At 44.0% G+C, this 23,942-nt stretch carries 13 protein-coding genes; 5 read left to right on the plus strand and 8 right to left on the minus strand.

The window, feature by feature from the left end; genetic code table 11:
* Positions 1 to 77: 77 nt before the first annotated feature.
* Together K339_RS0115190 and K339_RS0115195 are read right to left on the minus strand one after the other, a co-directional pair.
* Positions 78 to 428 (minus strand): hypothetical protein, encoded by a 351-nt coding sequence (locus K339_RS0115190; protein WP_157607600.1) that lies wholly within the window; start codon positions 426 to 428, stop codon positions 78 to 80.
* Positions 429 to 534: 106 nt separating this feature from the next.
* Positions 535 to 1,272 (minus strand): lysophospholipid acyltransferase family protein, encoded by a 738-nt coding sequence (locus K339_RS0115195; protein WP_028524359.1) that lies wholly within the window; start codon positions 1,270 to 1,272, stop codon positions 535 to 537.
* A gap of 146 nt (positions 1,273 to 1,418) precedes the next feature.
* Between K339_RS0115195 and K339_RS0115200 the strand changes: the two genes are divergently transcribed.
* Positions 1,419 to 2,399 (plus strand): acyl-ACP desaturase, encoded by a 981-nt coding sequence (locus K339_RS0115200; protein ID WP_028524360.1) that lies wholly within the window; start codon positions 1,419 to 1,421, stop codon positions 2,397 to 2,399.
* A gap of 91 nt (positions 2,400 to 2,490) precedes the next feature.
* Here the strand turns inward: K339_RS0115200 and K339_RS0115205 are convergent, their stop codons facing one another.
* The 5 genes from K339_RS0115205 to K339_RS0115225 form a co-directional block, all read right to left on the minus strand.
* The gene (locus K339_RS0115205) at positions 2,491 to 4,113 is read right to left on the minus strand and encodes a SulP family inorganic anion transporter (protein ID WP_028524361.1); all 1,623 of its coding nucleotides are present in this window, start codon (positions 4,111 to 4,113) and stop codon (positions 2,491 to 2,493) included.
* Between the two features lie 121 nt (positions 4,114 to 4,234).
* Positions 4,235 to 6,103, minus strand: coding sequence for a proton-conducting transporter transmembrane domain-containing protein (locus K339_RS0115210; RefSeq protein WP_028524362.1), 1,869 nt, complete (start codon positions 6,101 to 6,103; stop codon positions 4,235 to 4,237).
* Positions 6,104 to 6,122: 19 nt separating this feature from the next.
* Positions 6,123 to 8,627 (minus strand): YbcC family protein, encoded by a 2,505-nt coding sequence (locus K339_RS0115215; RefSeq protein ID WP_028524363.1) that lies wholly within the window; start codon positions 8,625 to 8,627, stop codon positions 6,123 to 6,125.
* A 78-nt stretch (positions 8,628 to 8,705) separates the two neighbouring features.
* Positions 8,706 to 10,070: a sensor histidine kinase gene (locus tag K339_RS0115220; RefSeq protein ID WP_028524364.1), complete on the minus strand. Its 1,365-nt coding sequence runs from the start codon at positions 10,068 to 10,070 to the stop codon at positions 8,706 to 8,708.
* Positions 10,067 to 10,753, minus strand: coding sequence for a response regulator (locus tag K339_RS0115225; protein WP_028524365.1), 687 nt, complete (start codon positions 10,751 to 10,753; stop codon positions 10,067 to 10,069). The genes K339_RS0115220 and K339_RS0115225 overlap by 4 nt, the downstream gene beginning before the upstream one ends.
* A gap of 248 nt (positions 10,754 to 11,001) precedes the next feature.
* On the opposite strand from K339_RS0115225, the gene K339_RS0115230 reads away from it, so the two are divergent.
* A complete protein-coding gene (locus tag K339_RS0115230) occupies positions 11,002 to 13,872 on the plus strand; it encodes a PQQ-dependent sugar dehydrogenase (protein ID WP_028524366.1) in 2,871 nt (956 codons plus the stop codon).
* Between the two features lie 32 nt (positions 13,873 to 13,904).
* Here K339_RS0115230 and K339_RS0115235 read toward each other — a convergent pair whose 3' ends face one another.
* Entirely contained in the window at positions 13,905 to 14,654 is a 750-nt protein-coding gene (locus K339_RS0115235; RefSeq protein WP_037300417.1) for an NUDIX hydrolase, read from the minus strand.
* Between the two features lie 597 nt (positions 14,655 to 15,251).
* Here K339_RS0115235 and K339_RS0115240 point away from each other — a divergent pair.
* From K339_RS0115240 to K339_RS0115250, 3 genes are all read left to right on the plus strand, one after another.
* Positions 15,252 to 18,482 (plus strand): SusC/RagA family TonB-linked outer membrane protein, encoded by a 3,231-nt coding sequence (locus tag K339_RS0115240; protein WP_028524368.1) that lies wholly within the window; start codon positions 15,252 to 15,254, stop codon positions 18,480 to 18,482.
* Positions 18,483 to 18,497: 15 nt separating this feature from the next.
* Positions 18,498 to 20,225 (plus strand): RagB/SusD family nutrient uptake outer membrane protein, encoded by a 1,728-nt coding sequence (locus K339_RS0115245; RefSeq protein ID WP_028524369.1) that lies wholly within the window; start codon positions 18,498 to 18,500, stop codon positions 20,223 to 20,225.
* A gap of 117 nt (positions 20,226 to 20,342) precedes the next feature.
* Positions 20,343 to 23,888 carry a VCBS repeat-containing protein gene (locus tag K339_RS0115250; RefSeq protein ID WP_028524370.1) on the plus strand — a complete coding sequence of 1,182 codons (3,546 nt, stop codon included), beginning with the start codon at positions 20,343 to 20,345 and terminating at the stop codon, positions 23,886 to 23,888.
* Positions 23,889 to 23,942 lie beyond the last annotated feature (54 nt).

The following is a 23,942-nucleotide window of genomic DNA, read 5'->3' on the forward strand; positions in this document are numbered from 1 at the left end:
TACATTTAACCTGATTAACCCACAGCTCATGTAGTATTTTTTCTCGCTCCATGAGCGAAAGCAAGAAATAAAAAAAATTAAACAGAAGGGATAAACTCGGGAGGGGGGAGGCTAATGGCAGCTACGTGTTCGGAGAAATGAACCAAATATAAAAAACTGCTGGATGCTTTTGAAGGTAATGAAATGGAAAAGCCTACGACGGAAGGAGTCCAAAATTCGTCGTTCCATTCGGCATTTTCTTCAATATTTTCTTTGGCTGTTTCTTTACAGCCTTCTTCATCATATGATTCAGGGCAAGAGGTTTCTTGTTGTTCCTGTTGCTCAGTAAGGTTATTTTTTTTTGGAGAATTAACCAAAGGCTTGACCACTGCCATGAAACAAATCATGACACTAAAAAAGGCCAACACAATGGTTTTATAGCAACTCACAGTATATTAGAACGGTTGAATACTCCCGAAATTTATACTAATTTAATTATAAATAAAATGATATTTACAAATTATGCTCTTTACAAAGCAATATCTCATGGGCGACTTAGGCGTTTTTTAATTCGTTTTCAATACTTGATTTGGCCAATTCGACAATTTCATCTATTGTTTTTCCTTTGGGTTCGATGGGCTCAAGCACCGTCCACGAGAGACTTTCAAAGCTACTAAGCGGAAAAATGCCTTTTGGGTTCAATTTACCTGTGTTTTTTATGGCAATTGGTACAACGAGTGCGTTGGGTGCTTTCTTTACCAGAATAGCTACGCCCCCTGTGGCAAAGGCTTTTAGCTCGCCAGTTCTTGAGCGAGTACCCTCTGGAAAAATAGCTGCCGAAAATTTCGTTTCTTCAATCAACTTGGCCAGCCTTGCAATTTCCATAATTGCCTGTTTCCCGTCTTGGCGGTCGATGAGGGCCGCGCCACTTTTTTGAAGGTTATACGAAATACTTGGGATGCCTTTTGCCAACTCCTTTTTTGACACAAATAGGGGGAAGTTCTTGCGCAAATACCAAATCATTCCCACAATGTCGAACATACTTTGGTGATTGGCAATAAAAATCACGGGGCGGTCGGTGGGTAACGTAGCTTTTGCCTTAAACCCCAAACGCGTTCCTAAAATATAAAGCCCATGCAACAAAAAACCATTCAGTACGTGTACCGATTTTTGGTGAACACGCCGCCCAAACAAATGAAAACATACCATCTGAATGGGGTGGAAAATCACTAGAACTAACCCAAAGTACAACAGGTAAAGGCTACCTAAAACGTAATCGATTATTTTTTTCATGCCACGCTAACGGGGATTTTGAACGCCAAAATTACGCAAACATTTGCCTGTTTTAGCAACCCAAGGCCAACATCTCACCAACTTTCCTAAAATTCTTGCTACCTTCGGGAAATTTTCTCAGACACTTATTTCATAATCTTAGTTTTATGCAACTTCCCTCCACTCGGATAGAGGTAATGAAGTTTATCGGTCAAAAGATTGATTCCATCTACGACGAATTTCTGAAGCCTGTCGAGACTTTGTGGCAGCCTGCGGATTTTTTGCCTGATTCGACCAAAGAGAGCTTTTTTACCGAAGTAAAGCTTCTTCAAGAGGCTGCTCGCGAATTATCGTACGATTATATTGCGGTGTTGGTAGGTGATACCATTACCGAAGAAGCACTGCCCACGTATGAGTCGTGGTTGATGACCGTTGAAGGAATTAACCAGCAAGATCACGAACAAAGCTGGACAAAATGGGTACGGGCCTGGACCGCCGAAGAAAATCGCCACGGGGACCTTCTCAACAAATATTTGTACTTGTCGGGGCGTGTCAATATGCGCGCCATGGAAGTTTCTACGCAGTATTTGATTTCGGATGGCTTCGATATTGAAACAGGAACGGATCCTTATCGTAACTTCATTTATACGTCGTTTCAAGAACTAGCGACCAACATATCGCACCGACGCACGGCCACTTTGGCCAAACAATGCGGTAATCATTTGCTTTCTAAAATGTGCGGCGTGATTGCCGCCGACGAAATGCGCCATGCCAAGGCGTATAAGTCGTTTGTAAATCGTATTTTTGAAGTCGATTCTTCAGAAATGATGTTGGCGTTTGAAGACATGATGCGCAAAAAAATCGTCATGCCTGCGCACTTTTTGCGTGAAACAGGGGTCAAACTTAGCGAGACATTTAGCCATTATTCGGATGCCGCCCAACGGTTGGGGGTTTATACAACCCACGATTACATCGAAATTATGGAATCGCTTTTGGAAGAATGGAAAATCGACAAAGTGCCTGATCTTAATGATGCTGGCGAACGCGCGCGTGACTACCTCATGGCACTTCCTGCGCGGCTTCGACGCGTGGCTGACCGCACAAAAGTACCTGAGTTAGCGTATAATTTTAGCTGGATTTCGGCCTAAGTGCTTCGTAAACCAATGAAAAAGGGAGGTAAAACCTCCCTTTTTCACTATAAAATATACTAACTTAACTAAACTTATTGTTTATAAAACATTAAGCCATTTCTACAAGCGATTTGCGCAAATGCTTGGGCAAACGACGCGCTGCCAATGGATGCTCCGACAAACTTTCGTGCAAATCCAGTCCTTTGAGCGACAACACTCCTCCTGCGGCCTCAAACTCTCTTCTAAAATTATTCAGGTTGTCGGCTACTGTGTGGTCCACGTACGCTGCCTTTGAGAAGTCAATAATCAATGAACTTCCTTGCGGTACTTTCGCTAATTGTGCTTTAAGTTTGAGATAATTGGCAAACACCGCCGCATTTTTCACGCTAAGGTGATACACGCCTAACTCTTGCTCTGTTAATTCAAAACGAGACTTGATGATATCTTTAATCTGTACGCCAAAAGCCAACTGAATAATAAATTTGGTCAAAATACCCGCCGCAATACCTACCAATAAGTCGGTGGCGATGGTGGTGATAATGGTAATCAAGAAAATGGTTAATTGCTCTTTCCCAATGTGATAGACGTGGGCAAACTCCTTAGGCGAAGCCAAACGGAAGCCTACAAAAATCAACATTGCGGCCAAAGAAGCAACGGGCACCATTTTGATGACGGGTACGAGCATTACTACAAACAATAACAAGAAAATGCCGTGGAAGAAGTTGGCCCAGCGACTTTTGGCGCCGTTGTTGATATTGGCCGAACTACGGGCTACTTCCGAAATCATCGGTAAACCACCCAAAAGACCTGATATTGTGTTACCGATACCTACTGCTGTAAGGTCTCTGCTTAGATCTGACTTCCGTTTTTCAGGGTCAATCAAGTCAATGGCACGGCCCGTCAAAAGGGATTCTAATGAACCAATCAATACAAACATTAAAAGGTATTTCAAAAAGATAGGAAGCAGCTCGCTGTTGGTAAGTACCGAAAAGTCGGCGTTGAGGTTGATAGAGAAGTCACCAGGGCTTACCAACGGTTTTAAGTTTTTGTAAGAAGGCTCCGTCAAGTGAAAATATTGACCTAACAATACCCCTACGATGAGCACCACCAATGCTGGCGGGACTTTTTTGAGGGCTTTGATTTGAAGATAAGGCCAACCGAACAAAATCAATAAGCTGATACCGCCAATGATGGCGATGTGGTATTCCATGTGCATGAGGCTATGAGGTACCATTTCGAGCAACTCAAGTGGCTCTTTACCTTTCATTTCGGCAGGGGCAATGCCCACGGCCAAGTGCAACTGCTTCGACATGATAATAATACCAATGGCGGCGAGCATTCCGTGGACGGCCGAAAGGGGAAAAAAGTCGGCGAGTTTGGCTACTTTCAACAACCCCAACACGATTTGGATTAACCCTGCTACAACCACTACACCCAGTGCTAGTTTCCAGCCTACTTCGTTGTCTCCTTTTCCTAGTTCTTCAACAGCACCTGCAACAATGACAATCAGACCTGCGGCGGGGCCTTTGATGGTCAATTCTGAACCCGCAAAAAATGCCACCACAATCCCTCCAACAACGGCGGTCATTACGCCCATGATGGGTGGGAAATTACTGGCACCCGCGATACCCAAACACAGTGGTAGGGCAATCAAAGACACCAAAAAACCTGACAATAAATCTTTTGCCCAATGCGCTTGAAGACTGTCAAAAATGTTATTCTTCGATTTCATAAGTCTTGTTTATTAACTTGAGAAATAATAGTAAAAAGGAGACGATTAACTGTTTGCAAAAGTCTTACAGGCGAATTAAAGGGGAGTTAAGGCGGTATTAAAAACGGGTTAAAACCGTTTTTTACGAAGAACGATAAGCTGTTTCGTGGTAATGTTTGGTGTGTGGGCCAAGGAAGACCCGCCCGTAAATGCGTACAATCGCAATTCCTTCAAAGACAAAACCAATGGAACATAAAAACGCAAGCACAATCTGGTCTTCGTGGATGTGACTAAACACCAAGTCTTCGCCGATAAACGTGGGCGTAATAGGAAAACCCATAAGCCCCATCGCGGCTAGCAAAAACACCAAAGTCAGCTTTGGGTGCTCATATACGTGCCCAGCAAATTGGTTTAAGTCCACCTTGGGTTCGAGTAGCTTGAGCCGTCGCAAACAAGCATAACCAACCCCGCCCGCAATTACCACACCACTGAGGTAAAAAAGTACTTCTTCAAGTATAAAGTGCTCATTGAACGAAATCGCTAAGGCTACCCAAAAGTGGTTCATAATCAGTAACAACCAGCTCATTTGTGGGCTTTTGCGCTCCGAGTAAGATTTTAATACCATCAATAACCCAATGGCGGCAAACAAAATCGGTAAATACAGATGGCTTTGGGCCGAAAGTTTGTCTTGAAAATTATAGGCAATAAGTGCCAATAAAAAAGTAGGCACAAACAGCATAAGCAAACGATTGTGGGTCAAAAAGTCTAGTTTACGACCTACGCGGCGGAGTGGTTTCCACACAATGTGGTTCATAAACGAGTCGAGATTCCACTCTTTGAGGCTTAACAAATACACGGTATATTCCAACTTTTTAGGAAGAGAGTCTTCAAAAGTATGTTGGCGTGGAACGTAATTGTAAAACTGTTCGCGTATCAAATAACTCACTACCGAAGGAGAGACCAATAGCTGATAGGTGCGCAAAAAGGCGTTTCCAGCAAAGTGGATTAGGGCAATTACTTCAAGCCCCGCCGCAATTTCAACGAAAATCAGCCCAATCTGGGCAATAGAGGCGTAAGCTATTTGGCTCTTGACCGACGACTGCACCCGAGCAATGGGCGTAGCAATGGCGCTGGTGATGATTCCCAAAAGCGCAATCAAAATCCGAACGGAAGTTTGTTCTTCCCAAAAAGGGAAAGTGCGTAACAACAAAAACGCGCCAAAATGAACCGACAATGAACCATAAAAAATGGCACTAGAGGGCGTAGGGCCTTCCATGGCACGGGGCAACCAAGCAGAAAAGGGCAGTTGAGCAGATTTTGCCGCTGCCGCCAACAATATCATCAACGAAATAAAAATACCTACCCAACTGTGGTTTTGGAGGTGTTCGTGTACCAATTCGTGGTTGCTTAATTTGAGAAAGGTAATGTTCTCGTGCCACAAATGGTGACTTGCCCACATCGCCAAAATAAGCCCTAAATCGCCAATACGATAGACAGAAAATACTTTAATGGCGTTTTTAACGGGCAGATAACGGTCGCGATAGAAGGCAATTAAAAGAAAGGAAGAAATCCCTAAAATTTCCCAGCCGACAAACAGCGTTTCGAAATTACCCGAAAGAATGACGACGTTATACCCTAAGTAAAAAAAGAGGACGGTATTGAAAAAGCGTTTGTAACCTGCTTCGCGGTGGAGATACGCACGGCTATAAATGGTCACTAAAAACGATAAAAATGCGCCAACCAACAGATAAACGGCGGTGATGCCGTCAAAATAAAAGGTAATCAAAAACTCATAGCCAGGCGAACTAAAGAGCGAGAAGTCTTTGACCTCAATGGTTGGGGTGTGTTGAAAGAGCCAATAGGCGCAAAAAACAACGGCTGTTAGCAGCTGAAGCCCCACCGTGAAGATAGCCGAGCGCGAAATGACGACTTCGTTTTTGGGAGGCAATAACAAACTAACTAGAAAACCTAAAAGCGGAATCAGTATGAAAAAATGAATGATAGATGTCATGAAAATAATGGTTTATCGACTACTGAAGAAGGTAAATGGGGAGGTTTTCCTCGTGGGCTTCGACCAAGGAGGGGACATTTTCTACCACCTCTATTGCTTGTTTGATGGGGTGATATTCGACAAACTCGCCGTTCTTGAAAAGATAGAAGGCTTGGGTCGTAGGTTCTACCACTATCAAATGAATCCACTGGTTTATAAACCATTCGTACGTAGCGGCCGATTTCTGGATAGAGCGCAGTACTACCGATGGAAAATGCTCCACAATCACCATGAGCCGAACTGGATCATGGACTTCAATCATTTGGCTCGGAAGCCCTGGGCGTAAGTCGCCGTCAATACCGTTGGCCACCCCAAACAGCCCCATTACGTTGTGGGCAAGTTTGGTTCCTGCACCTAGTTTTTGGTTGTCAACCCGTGAAAAATAATACTCCAGATTTATACCTCCCGCTACGGGTGCCACCGCGTTGAGAATCGTCGTTAGGTAATTGCCTTCTGGGTCAACGCGGTAGTCGAACGAATTCATAAACGAACGACGGTCGAGAAACAAGTGCTTAGAAATATCACGACGCCCAACAATACAAAGGGCATTGGTGGCGTGGTTGAGTTCGGGACGTGGTTCAAACAATGATACCGAGCGACGGCGGATTTTTTCGTGTACTTTTTCAACGGGCAAGTGCGAGTCAATCGACTCAAATCGACGCGAGCGTTCTTTGGCGTTAAAATCCAATGCTTTGTTAAAATTAGCTTCGTTTTGTTGGTGCAAAGCGGCATTGGCGGGCGAAAGCGACGTGGTATCGTAAAAAGCAATTTCGTCGCGGGTGGTATCGTGCAGTGCGCCTAAAAACTGGGTCGTTTCGGGAATATCAATGCCCCTTTCGCGCAGCAACAAACGCACTTTAGGGTGGTTGGCCATGTAGCTGATAACGCGCGCATTGACCGACCCTGGCCGTCCCGAACACGCGCCGCAGTCATAGCCTGCATAGTGCGTATTGTTGACGCTCGTAGAGCCGTGCCCTACGGCATACACCAGCGGCGCAAAATTATTGACCAAGCCAATACTACGCAGCAAGTTTTCGACCCGGGTCGCCATTTCCTCAACCGTAAACCCAATTTGCAACCCATTTTCTTTGTCGTCGGGGTTGGTATTTTCAATGGTTAATTCCGAAAATTCGTCCATGTGCTTGAACGACGAACTTGTGGCAGGACTTAAAGAAGGTTTAAAAACAGTAAGCGCCAAACGCATTGCCGACCAAAAACCCAACGTTTGTGAAATCAGCCAGCCTCTTAAAAGCGTATGTGAATGTTTGGTAAAATGGAGGTCGCGTTCTCGATTCTCCTTTTCGTTTGTTAACTCTTTTATCAAGTAAGTTGGTGTAACTGGCGCTGGGCATTGTTTGGTAATAGAATTGGCGTGTTTGGGTTTGTAATAAAACTCAACGCCAAAAAAACCAGGCGTACCAAACGTCTGACAGAGAGGGTCATGCTGCTCTACATAACGGCGAATAGAGCACTCACGGTCATCCATACAAAACATGGCCTGAAAAGTCTTAGACGCAGGCGCATTGGTGCTCGGAGTACCCTGCTTCATTCCTGCCAGCACTTGGTCGTAAAAACTCCACTCAAACGCCTCTTGCCAAATTTCAATCACTTCGTGAAATTCAGTGTAGGGTACTTTGGCAAAAATTGGGGTTGGGGGAGTTTCTAAGCGAGATGCCAATGGTGCCCAGTTGCCCTGATACTTGTCGTCGAGTGCGTCTATTTCTAGCAGTAACTCAAAGATAATCAACTCCCTAAGGCTGATTTTTTTGCGGTCAAGCAACAGTTGAGGCTGATCTTCCAAGACCGACACGATTCCCGACCATCCTTGGTGGGCAAACTGTAGGTCGTAGAGGTATTGTTTGTACAATGATTCATCACCGATAAGCAACTTCAACAAATCGCTGATTTGGCAGTTTTCGTTGAAGAGCAATTTTTTCGCCCGTTCTGCCTTAAAAAAACTAGCGAAAGTATTCCGTTCCATTTCGCGTATCGACGAAAGGAAACCTTTGTGTGCCACTGGAAACCCCCAAATCGAAATTCCTTGGTCCAAATAACTACAAACCACCCGAAAAAAAAGCGGGTGTACCAGTAAGTCTAAGTCGATGCGGTACTGTTTTTTCCAGTTGTCGCGCAAGAGCCCAATTCTTCCCGAAATAGTAGGGTCGTAGTTGCCTGTGAGGGCTTTGCGTTTCCAAACACCTACTTCTTCTTTTCCTTTTCGTTCTGCAATAACCCGTTCAAGGACTTCCTCGCTAATGCGATTTTGCATGTACCGTTCACGGTATTCGTCCAGCGTCAGCGTTACTTTGTATCCAAAAAATGCCGACGCATTTCTCAATGCTTGATAAAAATTCTGGTGCTGAAATGCGTGAAGTGTATTGTGGTGGATAAAATCTTTGAGCGGAGCTTGGGCTGGCAAAAAGTGTTTTAGTTCGTGAAGGACTTCATGCTCATCGAAGAGGGGATGATGCGTTTTGGCTTTCATACAAGGGAGGTGGCGTTTATGTCTCACAAAGCTCCCTTTCTTCGATTAAAAGCAGGTTAATTGCCTATTAAAACAAGATTAAAAAGGCAGTGTAACAATAAAATGCGTACCAACACCCAGTTGTGAGCGCACCCGAATGTCGCCTTTGTGTAGTTTGATGATGCGCTCCGTCAAGGCAAGACCCACGCCATGCCCTTTGATGGATTGGGTAGCTTCGGCGCGGTAAAAGGGTTCAAAAATATGGGGTAGGTCTTTTTCGGCTATTCCCACTCCGCGATCGACAAAGACAATCCGTATTGCTTTTTCTTGAATATAAAGCGTCACGTTTACCCGATTATCTTGGGAATATTTACAACCATTTCCCATTAAATTCATAAAAGCAGTTTGCAGTAAAGACGCATCTCCTTCAATTTCTAAGGCTTCTTCGTCTTCGGGAAACTGGTCAAACTCAATGTGAACGTTGTAGTTGGGCATGTGGGTCAGTAATATTTCGCGCGCTTGCCAAAGGAGCTCATCCACCCGCAGGGGATGCACAAAAAACTGAGAAGAGTCGTCGTTGAGGCGGGCGAGTTCTAGCAAGCCGTTGACCAAATCCCGCATTTTTTTTACTTCTTCAATCGTCTCTTTGATGGTGTCTTGGTAAGCTTCTGTTGTTCGCTCTTGCATGAGCGATACGCCCAATTGCCCCATCATAATCGCCAATGGGGTTCGTAATTCGTGAGAAGCGTGCGAGACGAAACTGCGCTGGGAAGTGAAAGCAACTTCTAAGCGTCCCAAGAGCTCGTTGAAGGTAATGGCCAATTGTGCCAACTCATCTTTTTCTCGACCAATCGTCAGGCGCTCATGGATGTTGCGGGCAGAGATATTTTTTACTTGTTCTATGATTTCGGAAACAGGTCGAAGGGCATCGCCTGCAAACAACCACCCAGAAAATAGTACCACAAATAAACTGATGACCCAACCCGTTACGAGGATACTTCGGAGCCGTTCTAGTTTGCTAAATCCGTATAAATCAACGGCATAGGCGATTACGACGAGTACCTCTTTGCGTCGGTCAATGTAGCGTATTCCGATGATTTCTTTTTCGCTATCTTGCTTCCTAAACGACTTGCCATCCCGTATGCTTTGCAGTACTGCGGGGCTTACCGAAAAGGGCTCTTTGCCGCTGTCATAAATAATTTTATTCTGGATGTCGTAAATAGTCACCTCTTCTTTGTGCATGGCCGTAAGGTTATTACGGTCGATGGCATGGAGCAAAGGTTCGGTGATTCCATTGACATCTTCCAACAGGCGAACTGTCGTTTTTGCTTTTTCTTGGAGTCGTTTGTTAAATTCTTGTTCTCGAAATTGGTCGTACAAATAATATACCGACAACGAAAACACAAGCATAATGGAGGCTACCAATATGGCAAAAAGAAGGGTCAGCCTCAGACGGATATTCATGATTCTTTTGGTTCTTTCATGATATAACCCATTCCTACCACGGTATGAATAAGTTTTGCAGGGAAATTTTTATCTACTTTTTTGCGGAGGAAATTCACATAGACGTCTATTGTGTTGGTGCCAGTATCGAAATGGATATCCCAAACTTTCTCCGCAATGTCCACCCGTGAAACCACCCTGCCTCGGTTACGCATCAAGTATTCCAACAGGCCAAACTCCTTGGCTGTCAATTCAATGCGGCTTCCTGCTCGGCGGGCTATCCGCTCATTGAGGTCTAATTCCAAATCAGCAATTCGTAGCACGTTTTGCGTTTGCTTATGGTCGCTGGTACGTTTTTGAAGCGCCCTCAGCCGAATAATAAGCTCCTGAAATTCAAATGGTTTGACCAAATAATCATCAGCTCCTGAATCAAACCCATTTATTTTGTCTTTGAGCGTGCCAAGTGCCGTGAGCATCAAAATGGGGGTCGTTATGTTTTCTTTGCGCAACAAAGCCGCGAGCTCAAACCCGTTTATTTTGGGTAAGTTGACGTCGAGCACAATCACATCATAATGATTTGACAACGCAAAACTGCTGCCTACTTGTCCATCATAAGCTACTTCTACTTCCCAAGACTGTTCCTCAAGACCTTTCTTGATAAACCCTGCGAGCTTAGGCTCATCTTCAACGACTAAAACTTTCATAGACAATATGTTGCGTGGAATTACTCACTTGATTGATGCTCAATGTTAAAGATAAGTATTTTTTTATTGAAATATCCTCGATGATTTTAACTAGGATTTAATTCGTATTCTTCGGTAATAAAACGCCACTCGTCGGCAACTTAGTGTTTTTTATCTATTGTACCCCGTTGATACAAAGAATGAAAAGTACATTTGGTGGTATAAGTTCAACTTTCTATAAAAATAATTACAAGACTAGCCTTTTTTCGATGAAGCAACTTTCCTACCTATCCCGTCTCTCTGCCGTGGGGTTGATTGCGAGTGCCGTTGTCATAACCGCACAAGCCCAACAGCCTACTCCTCCCGACGAAAATCGTTTCACCAAAAGCGTATTGACCGAAAAGCTCGACGAGCCGATGGAAATAACGTTTCTGCCCGACAAGCGGATTTTGTTTGTGGAGCGAAAAGGGAATTTAAAAGCGTATGACCCTAAAACGAAGGAAGTGAGTGTCTTGGCCACGATTCCTGTCAACACCAAATATACCAACCGACAAGGACAAGTGCGTGAGGCAGAAGAAGGGCTAATGGGGCTCATTGCCGATCCAAATTATGCCAAAAACAACTGGATATATATGTACTATGCTGATCCCAGTGAGAAAAAACACGTGTTGGCGCGCTGGGAGTTGAAAGGCAATGAACTGGTGGAAGCCTCTAAAAAGATAGTGCTGGAAGTACCTACGCAGCGCGAAGAATGCTGCCATACGGGTGGTGGAATGGTGTTTGACAAAGCGGGAAATTTATACTTAACGACAGGAAACAACACAAGTAATAGCAATTCTGATGGCTACGCACCCATTGATGAACGTCCCAACCAAAGTACTTGGGATGACCAACGGGGCGCTGCCAACACCAACGACCTTCGCGGAAAAATTTTGCGTATCAAACCGCTAGCCGATGGCAAATATACGATTCCAGAAGGCAATCTATTTCCCAAAGGTACTCCTCAGGCTCGTCCCGAGATTTATACAATGGGGCACCGCAATCCTTGGCGTCCAACGCTCGATAGTAAAACGGGCTTTTTGTATTGGGGAGAAGTAGGGCCTGATGCCTCCAAAGACTCGGAACGTGGGCCGCGTGGGTACGACGAACTAAACCAAGCCAAAGGGCCAGGGTTCTTCGGTTGGCCTTATTTTATTGGGGATAATAAAGTATATGGCGATTGGGATTTTGAAACCAATAAACTGAAAGCAGATTCAAAATTTGATCCAGCCAAACCCATCAATGACTCGCCCAACAACACGGGCTTGCGCGAGTTGCCATCTGCCCAAAAAGCATTTATTTGGTATCCTTATGCTAACTCGCCCGAATTTCCACTGGTGGGTAGCTCGGGACGAAGTGCCACGGGTGGGCCTGTATTTCGCAAAGCTGATTTCAAAAATGCGCCTCGTCCTTTCCCCGATTATTACGAAGGAAAATGGCTCGCGGTTGACTTTATGCGCGGCTGGATTATGGCGATTACCATGGACGAAAAAGGCGATTATAAATCAATGGAGCGTTTTATGCCCAGCGAAAACTTCAGCAGCGCCATCGACATGGATTTTAGCCCCGACGGAGATTTGTACGTACTCGAATACGGAAGTGCTTGGTTTAGAGGAAATGACAATGCACGCCTAGTAAAAGTACAGTACAACGCAGGCAACCGCACGCCTGTTGTTCAAGCTACTGCCGATCGCAAAGCAGGCGCGGTACCATTCAAAGTGGCATTCTCATCCGAAGGTACCAAAGACGCCGATAACGATAAACTCAACTACGAATGGAAAATTACCTCAAAAGCAGGGGTGTTGAAGACGTTAACGGAAGCCAATCCCACTGTTACTTTCGACAAACCAGGTACTTACAAAGCTACCTTGACAGTTACGGATGCCAAAGGAGCTAAAAATAGCCGTTCGATTGAAATCAAGGCAGGAAACGAAGCCCCAGAAGTGGTGTTTGAAGTAACAAAGGGCAATAAATCGTTTTTCTTTCCCAACGAACCCATTGAATACGAAGTAAAGGTCAATGACAAAGAGGATGGTAGCTTGGAAAACGGAAAGATTTCCTCCAATCAAGTCGCGGTAAACTTGGATTATATGCCAGATACCTTTGACCCCGTAGAAATCGCAGCCAATTACCATACCACCGACGCCTCCGTTCGATTTAACACAGGTTATAAACTGATGAACGCCAGCGATTGTAAGTCGTGCCATATTGTGGATAAAAAATCGGTGGGGCCGAGCTACCGAGACATTGCCCAAAAATACAAAGGTGATGCGGCTGCCGTAGAGAAGTTGGCCCAGAAAGTTATATCGGGTGGGGGAGGCGTATGGGGCGACCACGCCATGAGTGCGCACCCGCAAATTTCGCCCAATGATGCCACAACGATGGTGAATTATATCATGAGTTTAGGAGAAAAACCGCTCCAAGCCCCGTCGTTTGCGACCAAAGGAGCACACACGCCATCCGTTCCCAAAGGGGAAAACGGCCGTGGTAGTTATGTATTACGGGCTGCTTATACCGATCGGGGCACAAAGTTACTTTCGCCGTTGATGTCAGAAGATATTGTTCATTTACGCAATTCGTCGCTCGACCCTGCCAAGGCAGACAAAACCAAAGGTTCTGAGCTTTTGATTACGCCAAATAAATCGTTTAACCTCATTGGGACGGATTCGTACATTGCTTATAACCACCTCGACTTGACGGGTATCAAGCAAATCGAAGTTTTGGCCCAAGCAACGACCCGCGTTGGAGCAGTAGGCGGAACGATAGAAGTGCGTTTGGGCTCACCTACGGGAAAGCTAATTGGGAAATCTACGCCAGTTGTGGTAAAAGATCCAGTGATGGGGCCACCACCTGCCGCCACCAACAATGCCACGACTGCGGCGGGCGGAGCCAATGCCCAGCGCCGTCAAGCACAAGGAGCAGGTGGTTTTGATATGAGCGCCATGATTCGTCGAGGTGCTCAACAGGCTGTGGCCAAAATTGAGCCCACAGAAGGTTTTCAAGACGTGTATTTTGTCTTCAAAAATCCTGACGCAATGCCCCATCAAATTTTGATGTCGGTCATTATGATTCAATTTCAAAACGCAATACCTAACCAATAACCCCCACCATCGTTAAGCATTTCTCACACTACCTATGAATTTTGTTTGTCAAGCGCTTCGGCGTTGAATCGGTACACAAAAGGGGGTTTATGGGCTTTGCCTGTAAACTTCTTTTTGACCCGTTCCAAAATTCCCAAATTCAACATCTTGCGCTGAAAATTTGCCCGTAACAACTTCTTATCAAGCACGGTTTCGTACAAAGACTGTAACTCGTTCATGGTAAATGTCTCCGAAAGCAAGTTGAAGCCCACCAATTTATGATCAATGGTGAGCTGTAACGTTTCGAGGGCTTTGGCAACAATATGATTATGGTCTAAAATCAAGGGGGGAGTGTCGTGTACATCGTACCAATCACCCACGTCCGAAAAAATATCGGGGGTGGGTTTTACTTTAGAAAAGTCCACCAAGGCATAATAACCAACCGTAATAAAACGCTGCAATAACCAGTGCTCTTTCGTTAAATCAAATCCGTGGGAGGCCATGGTTGCTTTGTGTACATCCCAGTTGCCGCGATTGGGCTCTCCAAACGTGTAAAATTGTTCCAAATAAATATCTTTTACCCCTGTACGTTCCCACAAAATTCGTTTGGCAGCCTCGGCGGTGCTTTCATTTTTAAACACAAACCCGCCAGGTAGGGCATGGGCTTTGGTTTTTTTAAATTCGAGTAAAAGCACCTTTAGCTGTTGTTCGTGAAACCCAAAAATGACGCAGTCAACCGACACACTTGGGAGGTATTCGGGACCTTGGTCTAAAAAATCTTTTATGTTTTCGCTAGGAAGCATACGTGTAAATTTTGCACAAAAAAAAGAAAAAATTTGGAATATCGACGGTAACCCAATAAGTTTGTATCATAATGATATATACCAGTAAGCTGAATTCTTTACAATAACGTTTCAAAACTCTAAATCAAACAAAGACGCTCATTTTTCTTTCTTAGAATAATCCATTTTAGAGGTAAATAATACTTTCCTCCGAATAGCAATCGATAAAATTAAGAAAAATAAATGCACTAATTATCAATATGATACTTAGTAAAAATGTGTTTGATTTAGCCAAAAACAAAGATTTTTATTTTTTGGTAAGTATATAGTCATTTATAAACTCTTTTTGGTTGGATTAGCAGAGTTGTTCGTTTGTTAGTACCTATTAGTTGGCCATGAGGCCTTTCTCCACACGTTCGTTATCTATTTACTGAGTACGTTTCTAGAAGCAACCCAAGAGGTAGCTTTTGGGTGTTGCACAATTTCCCACGCATTATTGTCAATTTTTGAAACATAAACTGCTTACGTATGTAGCGTATTCTTATGTTTTTTTGCGCCTAGAAAATTTGTATTTTTTTTATATTTTTTGTTCACTTTTTAACCTATCAGTTTTTTCTTATGAGAACAAAGTTCTACTCACTGTTGACGTGTGTGGTGGCATGGATGTTCCTACTCCTCCTTGCACCCGACCCAGCACACGCCCAAGAACGTAAAGTTTCGGGGAAAGTAATGGCTTCTGATGGCCCTATTCCAGGAGCCACCGTGTTGTTGAAAGGTAGTAATGTCGGAACGTCAGCAGATGCTGATGGCGCTTTTACTATCAGTGTCAAAGGTGCCAATCCTGTCTTAGTCATTTCGGCGATTGGTTACAAATCGCTGGAAGTGCCAGTTGGGAATCAAACAACTATTAACGCTAAACTTGAAGATGAAGCGAATGCTTTGACTGAAGTGGTTGTCACTGGTTATACTGTAGATAAGCGCCGTGAGTCAACGGGGGCTATTTCTACCGTAAAAACCAAAGACCTTACCACTGTTCCTTCTTCAAGCGTTGAGCAACAATTACAAGGGCGCGTAGCAGGTGTGACCGTTGTGACTACCAGCCAACCAGGGTCAGGAAGCCAGATTCGGGTTCGTGGTTTTGGGGCATTTGGAGGTAACGAACCGCTCGTTATTGTGGATGGATACCCAGTTGGTAACGTAAACTTCTTAAATCCAGAAGACATTGAATCAACAACGGTATTGAAAGATGCCTCGGCTGCATCTATCTACGGAGCAAGAGCGGCCAACGGGGTAATTGTATATACGACCAAAAGAGGTAAAAAAGCAGCGAAGAAATTGAGCGTTACTTACGACGGCGTATATGGTCTTACTGACCCAGGTAAGGGACAAAAAATGATGAATCCACAAGACCAAGCAGATTGGACGTGGACGGCTCTTAAAAACTCAGGCTCGCCTCTTTCGCACCCGCAGTATGGTTCAGGTTCAACACCAGTGTTGCCAGATTACCTTAAAGTAGGCAGTAGAAGTGGTGTAATTGGAACTGTTGATTTGGCCGCAGAAAAACTAAAATATAACATTACTGGGCCAACTATCGGTGATTTTTACCAAGTTATCAAGGCAAATAAAGCAGGAACTGACTGGTATAAAGCATTGACCCAAACAGGAACAATTAGCCGTCACAGCTTAGGTTTTGAAGGTGGTGGAGATGCTTCTCGCTTCTATGTGGGCTTATCTATGCAAGATCAACAAGGTATTTTGCCAAGCCAGCGCGCAAAGCGTTATGCCATGCGTGTTAATACGGAATTTGATATTTTCAAAAACGTAAGAATTGGTGAAAACATCCAACTTACCTACCTCCAAATCTTAGGTCGTCAGGGAGGTAACGAAGGATTACAATCATCACAAGATGAAAACGATATTTTAGGGGCGTTTAGATCTCCTACCATTATCCCTGTTTATGACGAATTTGGTGGATATGCGGGTACTACGGCCTTAGGTTTCGGTCAAGGTTCAAACCCTGTTGCTAACCAACAGGCTAATAAACTCAATAAAAACTATAATGCTTTGGCATCAGGTAACTTCTACATCGAAGTTGATCCTATCAAAGATTTGACGTTGCGTTCATCAATTGGTGGAAATTTTGTGAATTTCTACGGCTGGGGATACGGTCGCCCAATTTATGAAACCCTTGAAAACAAAGGTGTAAACTGGTCTTACAACGAAAGTGGTGGATTCAGATTAGGCTGGACTTTCACAAACACTATTTCTTACAAGAAGAAGTTCGGTATCCATAATTTGGATTTATTGGTTGGACAAGAAGCACTTAACACAGGCTTTGGAAAAGAGTTACGCGCCGATGGTCGTAATCCATTCTCTGGTGATCCTAACTATATTACCATCTCTACGTTGGATATTAGAAACCCAGCAACCAGTGTTAAAGACAACGGGATTACGTTTAACTCCTATTTTGGTAGAGCGATCTACAACTTGAAAGATAAGTATATCATTACTGGGGTACTTCGTCGTGACGGTTCTTCTCGATTTGGTGCCAACACAAGATACGGGGTGTTCCCAGCGGTGTCTGCGGCATGGAGACTTTCGGATGAGCCATTCATGAAACAATTTGCTTGGGTGACTGATTTGAAAATTCGGGGAGGTTATGGTTTGATGGGTAACTCTAATAACGTTGCTCCTACCAACCAATTTAACCTTTATGCACAAAGTGTAGAAAACTCATCGTATGACATCAACGGTACAAATGGTGGCGTAGTAGGAGGTTTCAGACAATCACGCATCGGTAACCCTGACGCAAGATGGGAAACAAGTATTACCAAAAACATTGGTATTGATGGTTCGTTCCTCAACGGAAAATTGGATGTTATCCTTGATTTGTGGCAAAAAGATACCAAAGACTTGTTGTATCGCTTACCAATTACTCAGACTGTGGGTGGTGCTACACCTCCTTCGGTTAACGTAGGTACAATGGTCAATAAAGGTATTGATATTCAGTTGATTACGCGTGGTAAATTTGCGGGAAAAGTAGGCTACGAGTTTGACGTTACGGGTAGTTTCCTTAATAACAAAATTACCGAAATCGGTGGCGGTCTTACTTATTTGCAAGACGTAAACCCAGGCTTTAGAGGTGTAAACCCTATTCGTAACCAATTGGGCTATTCTCTTTCTTCTTTCTATGGATACAAAGTACAGGGACTTTTCCAAAGCCAAGAAGAAATCAAGAATGCTCCTACCCAAGACGGAGCTGGCGTAGGTCGTTTCAGATATGTTGATGTGGATGGAGATGGTAAAATAACTGCCTCAGACCGTACGTATTTGGGTAGTCCAGTGCCTAAGTTTACGGGTGGTTTGAACTTCCGACTTACTTACAAAAACTTTGAAGTATTGTCTTACTTCTATACTTCAGTCGGAAATAAAATCTTTAATATCTCAAAAAGATTTACTGATTTCTATCCATTGTTTGCAGGTTCTGCTATCTCAGAGCGCGTAAAACAATCTTGGACGCCGCAGAACACAGGTGCTACAATTCCAATCTTTGAAGCAAATGATGGTTTCAGTACTGGTTCTCAATCTAGCGACTTTTACGTAGAAGATGGTTCTTATTTGAGATTCCAGAACCTTTCATTTGCTTATAACTTCCCAATGGAAGTGGCAAATAAACTAAGATTGAGCAGACTTCGGGTTCATGCCGCTGTCAATAACTTATTTACAATTACCAAATATGGTGGGTTAGATCCTCAAGTAGCAGGTGCTGCGGATACTAACTTTGGGGTGGATTTAGGAAACTTCCCAATGACGCGTCAATTCACTTTCGGTATAAATGTTGGATTTTAATAGATGAACAACAAAATGAAAAAAATAATCTTTTCAATAGCAAGCATCATTCTTTTATTAGCGGGATATGCCTGTAAAGATAGCTTTTTAGAGGTGCCTCCAACGGGCTCACTTGCGAAAGAACAACTTACCAGTAAAGCTGGTTTGGACGGAAGTTTAATTTCTGCGTACGCTCAATTGAGCGCATTAGGTCAAACCCACTCAGGGCCTTCAAACTGGCTGATTGGAAGTATCAGAGGGGGAGATGCCAACAAAGGTACTGACCCAGGGGATGGTTCTGAAATGAACCCTATCCAAACATTCCAATACAACTCGACGGATCCTGTAGCCGCCAACGTGTATGCAAGTTATTTTGAAGGTGTTTCGCGCGCTAATGCTGTGTTGGCTTTGTTGAAAGAAGCACAGCCAAGCGTAAAAGCGGAAGATATCAAGTTGATATCTGCGGAAGCACGTTTCTTGAGAGGCCATTTCTATTTCCAATTGAAAAGAAACTTCAACTTAGTACCTTATGTTGATGAAACTAAGAATCTTTCAAACGGAATCGACAAAGTGAAAAACGATGTTGAGCTATGGCCAAAAATTGAGGATGATTTCAAAACTGCTTACAACGATTTGCCAGAAACATCATCTGCGGTTGGACGTGCCAACAAATGGGCCGCGGCTTCTTACTTGGCAAAAGTGTATTTGTATCAAAAGAAATATGCAGAAGCCAAAGCGTTGTTTGATTTAATCATTGCCAACGGTAAAACAACAGGTGGCAAAAAATATGCTTTGCTTCCTAAGTATTCAGATCTTTATCGTGTAGCAAATGACAACAATGCAGAGTCGGTGTTTGCAGTTCAGGCAACTGTTAAATCAGGAAATGGAAACAATGCCAACGCTGATTTGCAATTGAACTTTATTCAGGGGTCTGACCCAGGTACTTGCTGCGGGTTCTTCCAACCGTCGTTTGAATTCGTAAACTCGTTCCGTACCGATGCAAAAGGACTTCCACTTTTAGATGGTACTTACAATGCGCCAGCCAATGCGGTTAAAACGGACATGGGTATTAAGTCTGACGTGGCTTTCACGCCAGATGCTGGAACATTAGATCCACGCTTAGACCACACAGTAGGCCGTAGAGGTATTCCATTCTTGGATTGGGGCCCACACACTGGTTTTAGCATGATTCGTAACCAACCAAACGGTGGACCATACTCTCCTAAAAAATACTTGTTTACCAAAGCTGAAAAAGCAGCGGGCTTGACTGAAACAGGAGGTTGGGGACACCAAACTTACAATGCTTACAACGTTACTATTATTCGTTTTGCTGACGTACTTTTAATGGCGGCTGAAGCTGAAATTGAAGTAGGATCTTTGGCTAAAGCACTCGAATATACCAACATGGTAAGAGGTAGAGCAACCAATGCGTCTGACTACGTAATGATTGATGGCAAACCTGCCGCTAATTATAAAATTGCGTTGTACGATGCTTTCCCAACAAAAGAATATGCTCGGTCAGCAGTTCGCTTTGAAAGAAGAATTGAGCTAGGAATGGAAGGATACCGTTTCTATGACTTGGTTCGTTGGGGCGAAGATGTAGCGGCTATTAATAAGTATCTCCAATACGATCAGGTATTGTTGCCTGGCGCATTAGGCGGTGCTAAATATGACGCTAAATATGCTTTGTTCCCTATACCTCAAGGCCAAATGGACTTGTTGAATAGCAAAGAACAAATCTTAAAACAAAACCCTGGCTACTAATCCTCGGTTATTTCTTGCAACTCAAAATCGGCAAGTCGTTCGACTTGCCGATTTTGTTTAAATAGAACAGTCGTAATCTTGTATTTTTATCCAATCATTCACATAAAATCTGAGCGTATGGTTGTCGCACGCCTTGCTGTTATTAGTTTGTTGGGTCTCTTCTTGTTGAGCTCTTGTAAAGACAAACCCCTCTTTTCGAAATTAGAAGTCAGTGATACAGGCATCGACTTCTCGAACCGAATCGTTGAAAACGATACCCTGAATATTCTTGACTTTGAGTATGTCTATAATGGTGGGGGAGTTGGGATTGCGGATATGAACGGCGATAGCTTACCCGATATTGTTTTTTCGGGAAACCAAGCCGATAGCCGTATTTACCTCAACAAAGGCAATATGAAGTTTGAGGATGTTAGTAAAAAAGCAGCATTTTCAAATCTAGGACGCTGGTGTTCGGGGGCAAGTTTGGTGGACATAAACGCCGATGGCCGCATGGATATTTATCTTACTGCCACCACAAAAGGCGTAGAATCCCAACGTACTAATTTACTCTTTGTGAATCAGGGAAATGACAGCGACGGTGTACCTACATTCAAAGAAATGGCGCATGAGTACGGCATCGATGACCGTGGACATTCGATGAATGCCGCTTTCTTTGATTATGACAATGATGGAGACTTGGATTTGTACGTTTTGACGAATACCATCGAGAGCAATCCCAATAAGTTTCACGAAAAACGCCGCGATGGCTCGTCGCCCACTACCGACCGCCTATACCGCTGCGATTGGCCTGAGGGCTCCAATCACCCTGTTTATACCAACGTGTCGAAAGAAGCGGGTATTCAAATCGAAGGGTATGGGCTGGGGATTAACATTTGCGATTTTAACCGTGATGGATTCAAGGATATTTATATTACGAATGATTACCTGACCGACGACTTGCTGTACATCAATAACGGAAACGGTACTTTTACCGACAAAGCGGCAGATTATTTTAAGCATACCAGCAACTCAGCCATGGGAAATGACGTGGCTGATATCAACAATGATGGTCTCGTTGACATTGTGGCGGTGGATATGTTGCCCAAAGACAATGCCCGCAAAAAACGCCTCATGGGGCCCAATAGTTACCAAACGTACCTTAACAACGATTTGTTTGGTTTTACGCATCAATATGTTCGCAATACACTTCAACTTAATCTGGGAAATAAACCCAATAGCAATGAGCCTGCTTTTGCCGAAATAAGTATGCTTTCTGACGTGGCAGAAACGGACTGGAGCTGGACACCTATGCTTGCTGATTTTGACCACGACGGTTTTCGTGACCTCATTATTACCAACGGTTTCCCAAGGGATGTGACCGACCGTGATTTTGGGCAGTTCAGGGCAGAAAGCAGTTCTATTGCGCCTAAAAGCTATTTGTTGGGGGAAATTCCCATTGTTAAAATTCCTAATTACGCTTTTAAAAACAACGGTGATCTTACCTTCAAAGATGTTTCAGAAACATGGGGGCTAAACCAAGCATCGTTTAGTAACGGTGCCGCTTATGCTGACCTCGACCGCGACGGTGACCTCGACCTCGTGAGCAACAACATCAATGATTCTGCTTTTGTATATCGTAACAATTTGGTGGAATCTACACCCGAAAAAGCCCATTATTTGCGGGTCGTTTTCAAAGGGGAGGGATACAATCTCAACGGGCTTGGTGCTAAAATGACGCTTTATTACGACGGGAATCATACCCAAGTGTATGAACATTCTCCGTACCGTGGTTATTTGTCAACGGTAGAGCCCGTAGCTCATTTTGGTTTGGGCGATTACCAAACGATTGATTCTGCTACGGTCGTGTGGCCTAATGGAAAACAACAAGTGTTGAAAAACATTAAGGCTGACCAAGTTTTGACCGTATCGCAGTCGAACGCAACGCAAAACTATGTGGCGCCTGTGCGGAATCAGAGGTATTATTTTACGGATTTAAACGATTCTTTACACCTCAACTGGAAGCACGAAGAAGTAGAGTACATTGACTTTAACGTTCAAAAACTACTGCCTCATAAGCTTTCTCAATACCCACCAGCCGTATCGGCGGGCGATATTAACGGTGATGGCCTTGACGATTTCTTTGTGGGCGGTTCGCGCCAGTACAAAGGGCGTTTCTTTTTACAAAATCCTTCGGGTAGCTTTGCCCTTGCCGACCTTTTGCCCGACAAAGAAGGAATAGACAAAATATCAGAAGATTTGGGTACGTTGCTTTTTGATGCCGATGGCGACGGCGACAATGATTTATACATTGCAAGTGGTGGAAATGAATTACGTCCCAATGACTTGGGTTATCAAGACCGCCTCTACATCAACGACGGCAAAGGCCATTTTTCGCTTGCGCAAGGTGCGCTACCTGCATTACTAACCAGCAAGTCTTGCGTACGTGCGGCCGACTATGACCGTGATGGCGATTTGGACATGTTTGTTGCGGGGCGGGTCATTCCTGATCAGTATCCCGCGCCTACAAGTAGTTATATTTTACGTAATGATACCAAAGAAGGCTCGGTGAAGTTTACTGACGTGACAGCCCAAATTGCGCCTGCGCTGCAAAACCTTGGTCTTGCCTGTGATGCTCTTTGGACTGATGCAGACAATGACGGCTGGCTTGATTTGTTGATTGCGGGAGAATGGATGCCGTTGACTTTACTCAAAAACCAAAAAGGTAAATTCGACATCTTACACTCCGAACTCGACACTAAAAAAGGATTTTGGGGAAGCTTAGTAGGCGCTGATTTCGACCACGATGGTGATACCGACTACATCGCAGGAAACCTTGGGCTGAATACCCTCAACAAAGCCTCTGACACCCATCCGTTGAGTATATTGGCGGGCGATTTTAACCAAGATGGTAGCTACGACGCCATTCCATTTGTGTATTTCCCAAATCCCGAAAACCAGCTTGTCCGCGTGCCTTTTCATGGACGCGAAGACCTTATCAAGCAGTTTATTCAAACAAGAATGCGCTTTCAGAAATACGCTGATTTTGTCAATGCAACGTTTGATAATATACTGACGGAAGAAGAACGTAAAAAAGCGCTGCAATTGGATGTTACCTATTGCCAATCTGTCTATATCGAAAATACAGGGAATGGAACATTCAAAACCAAGCCTCTACCAATATTAGCCCAAATCGCTCCAATTAACGGAATGATTGTTGAAGATTTTGATACCGATGGTTTCTTGGATGTTTTGTTGGTGGCCAACGATTTTGGAAATGAGACAAGCTCTGGCCGATACGATGCGTCTAATGGACTGTTGCTCAAAGGAAATGGTAAAGGCGATTTTACGCCAGTACTTCAAACTCAAACGGGCTTTTATGTACCGGGCAATGCCAAAGGATTGGCGCAGTTGACCAACAAAGCAGGGCGTAGAATTTTGATTGCTACGCAAAACCGTGGTTCATTGCGGAGTTTTGGCCAAAACGGTGCTTCGCTTAAATGGGTAGCACTACAACCCCACGATGCGTACGCGCTCATTCGTGACAAAAAAGGAACGGTACGCCGCCAAGAACTTTATTATGGCGCTTCGTTTTTATCACAATCGGCGCGTAAGTTGGCACTAACGACACATGATGCTTCCGTCGAAATTGTTGATTTTCAAGGGAAGAAGCGGAAGGCTTTGTAGAAGAATTTCCGTCGGTTAATCGTTCAAGATTAACTGACGGAAATAACTATACGT

Origin of the sequence: Runella limosa DSM 17973 (assembly GCF_000482465.1) — a bacterium.
Taxonomy (GTDB): Bacteria; Bacteroidota; Bacteroidia; order Cytophagales; family Spirosomataceae; genus Runella; species Runella limosa.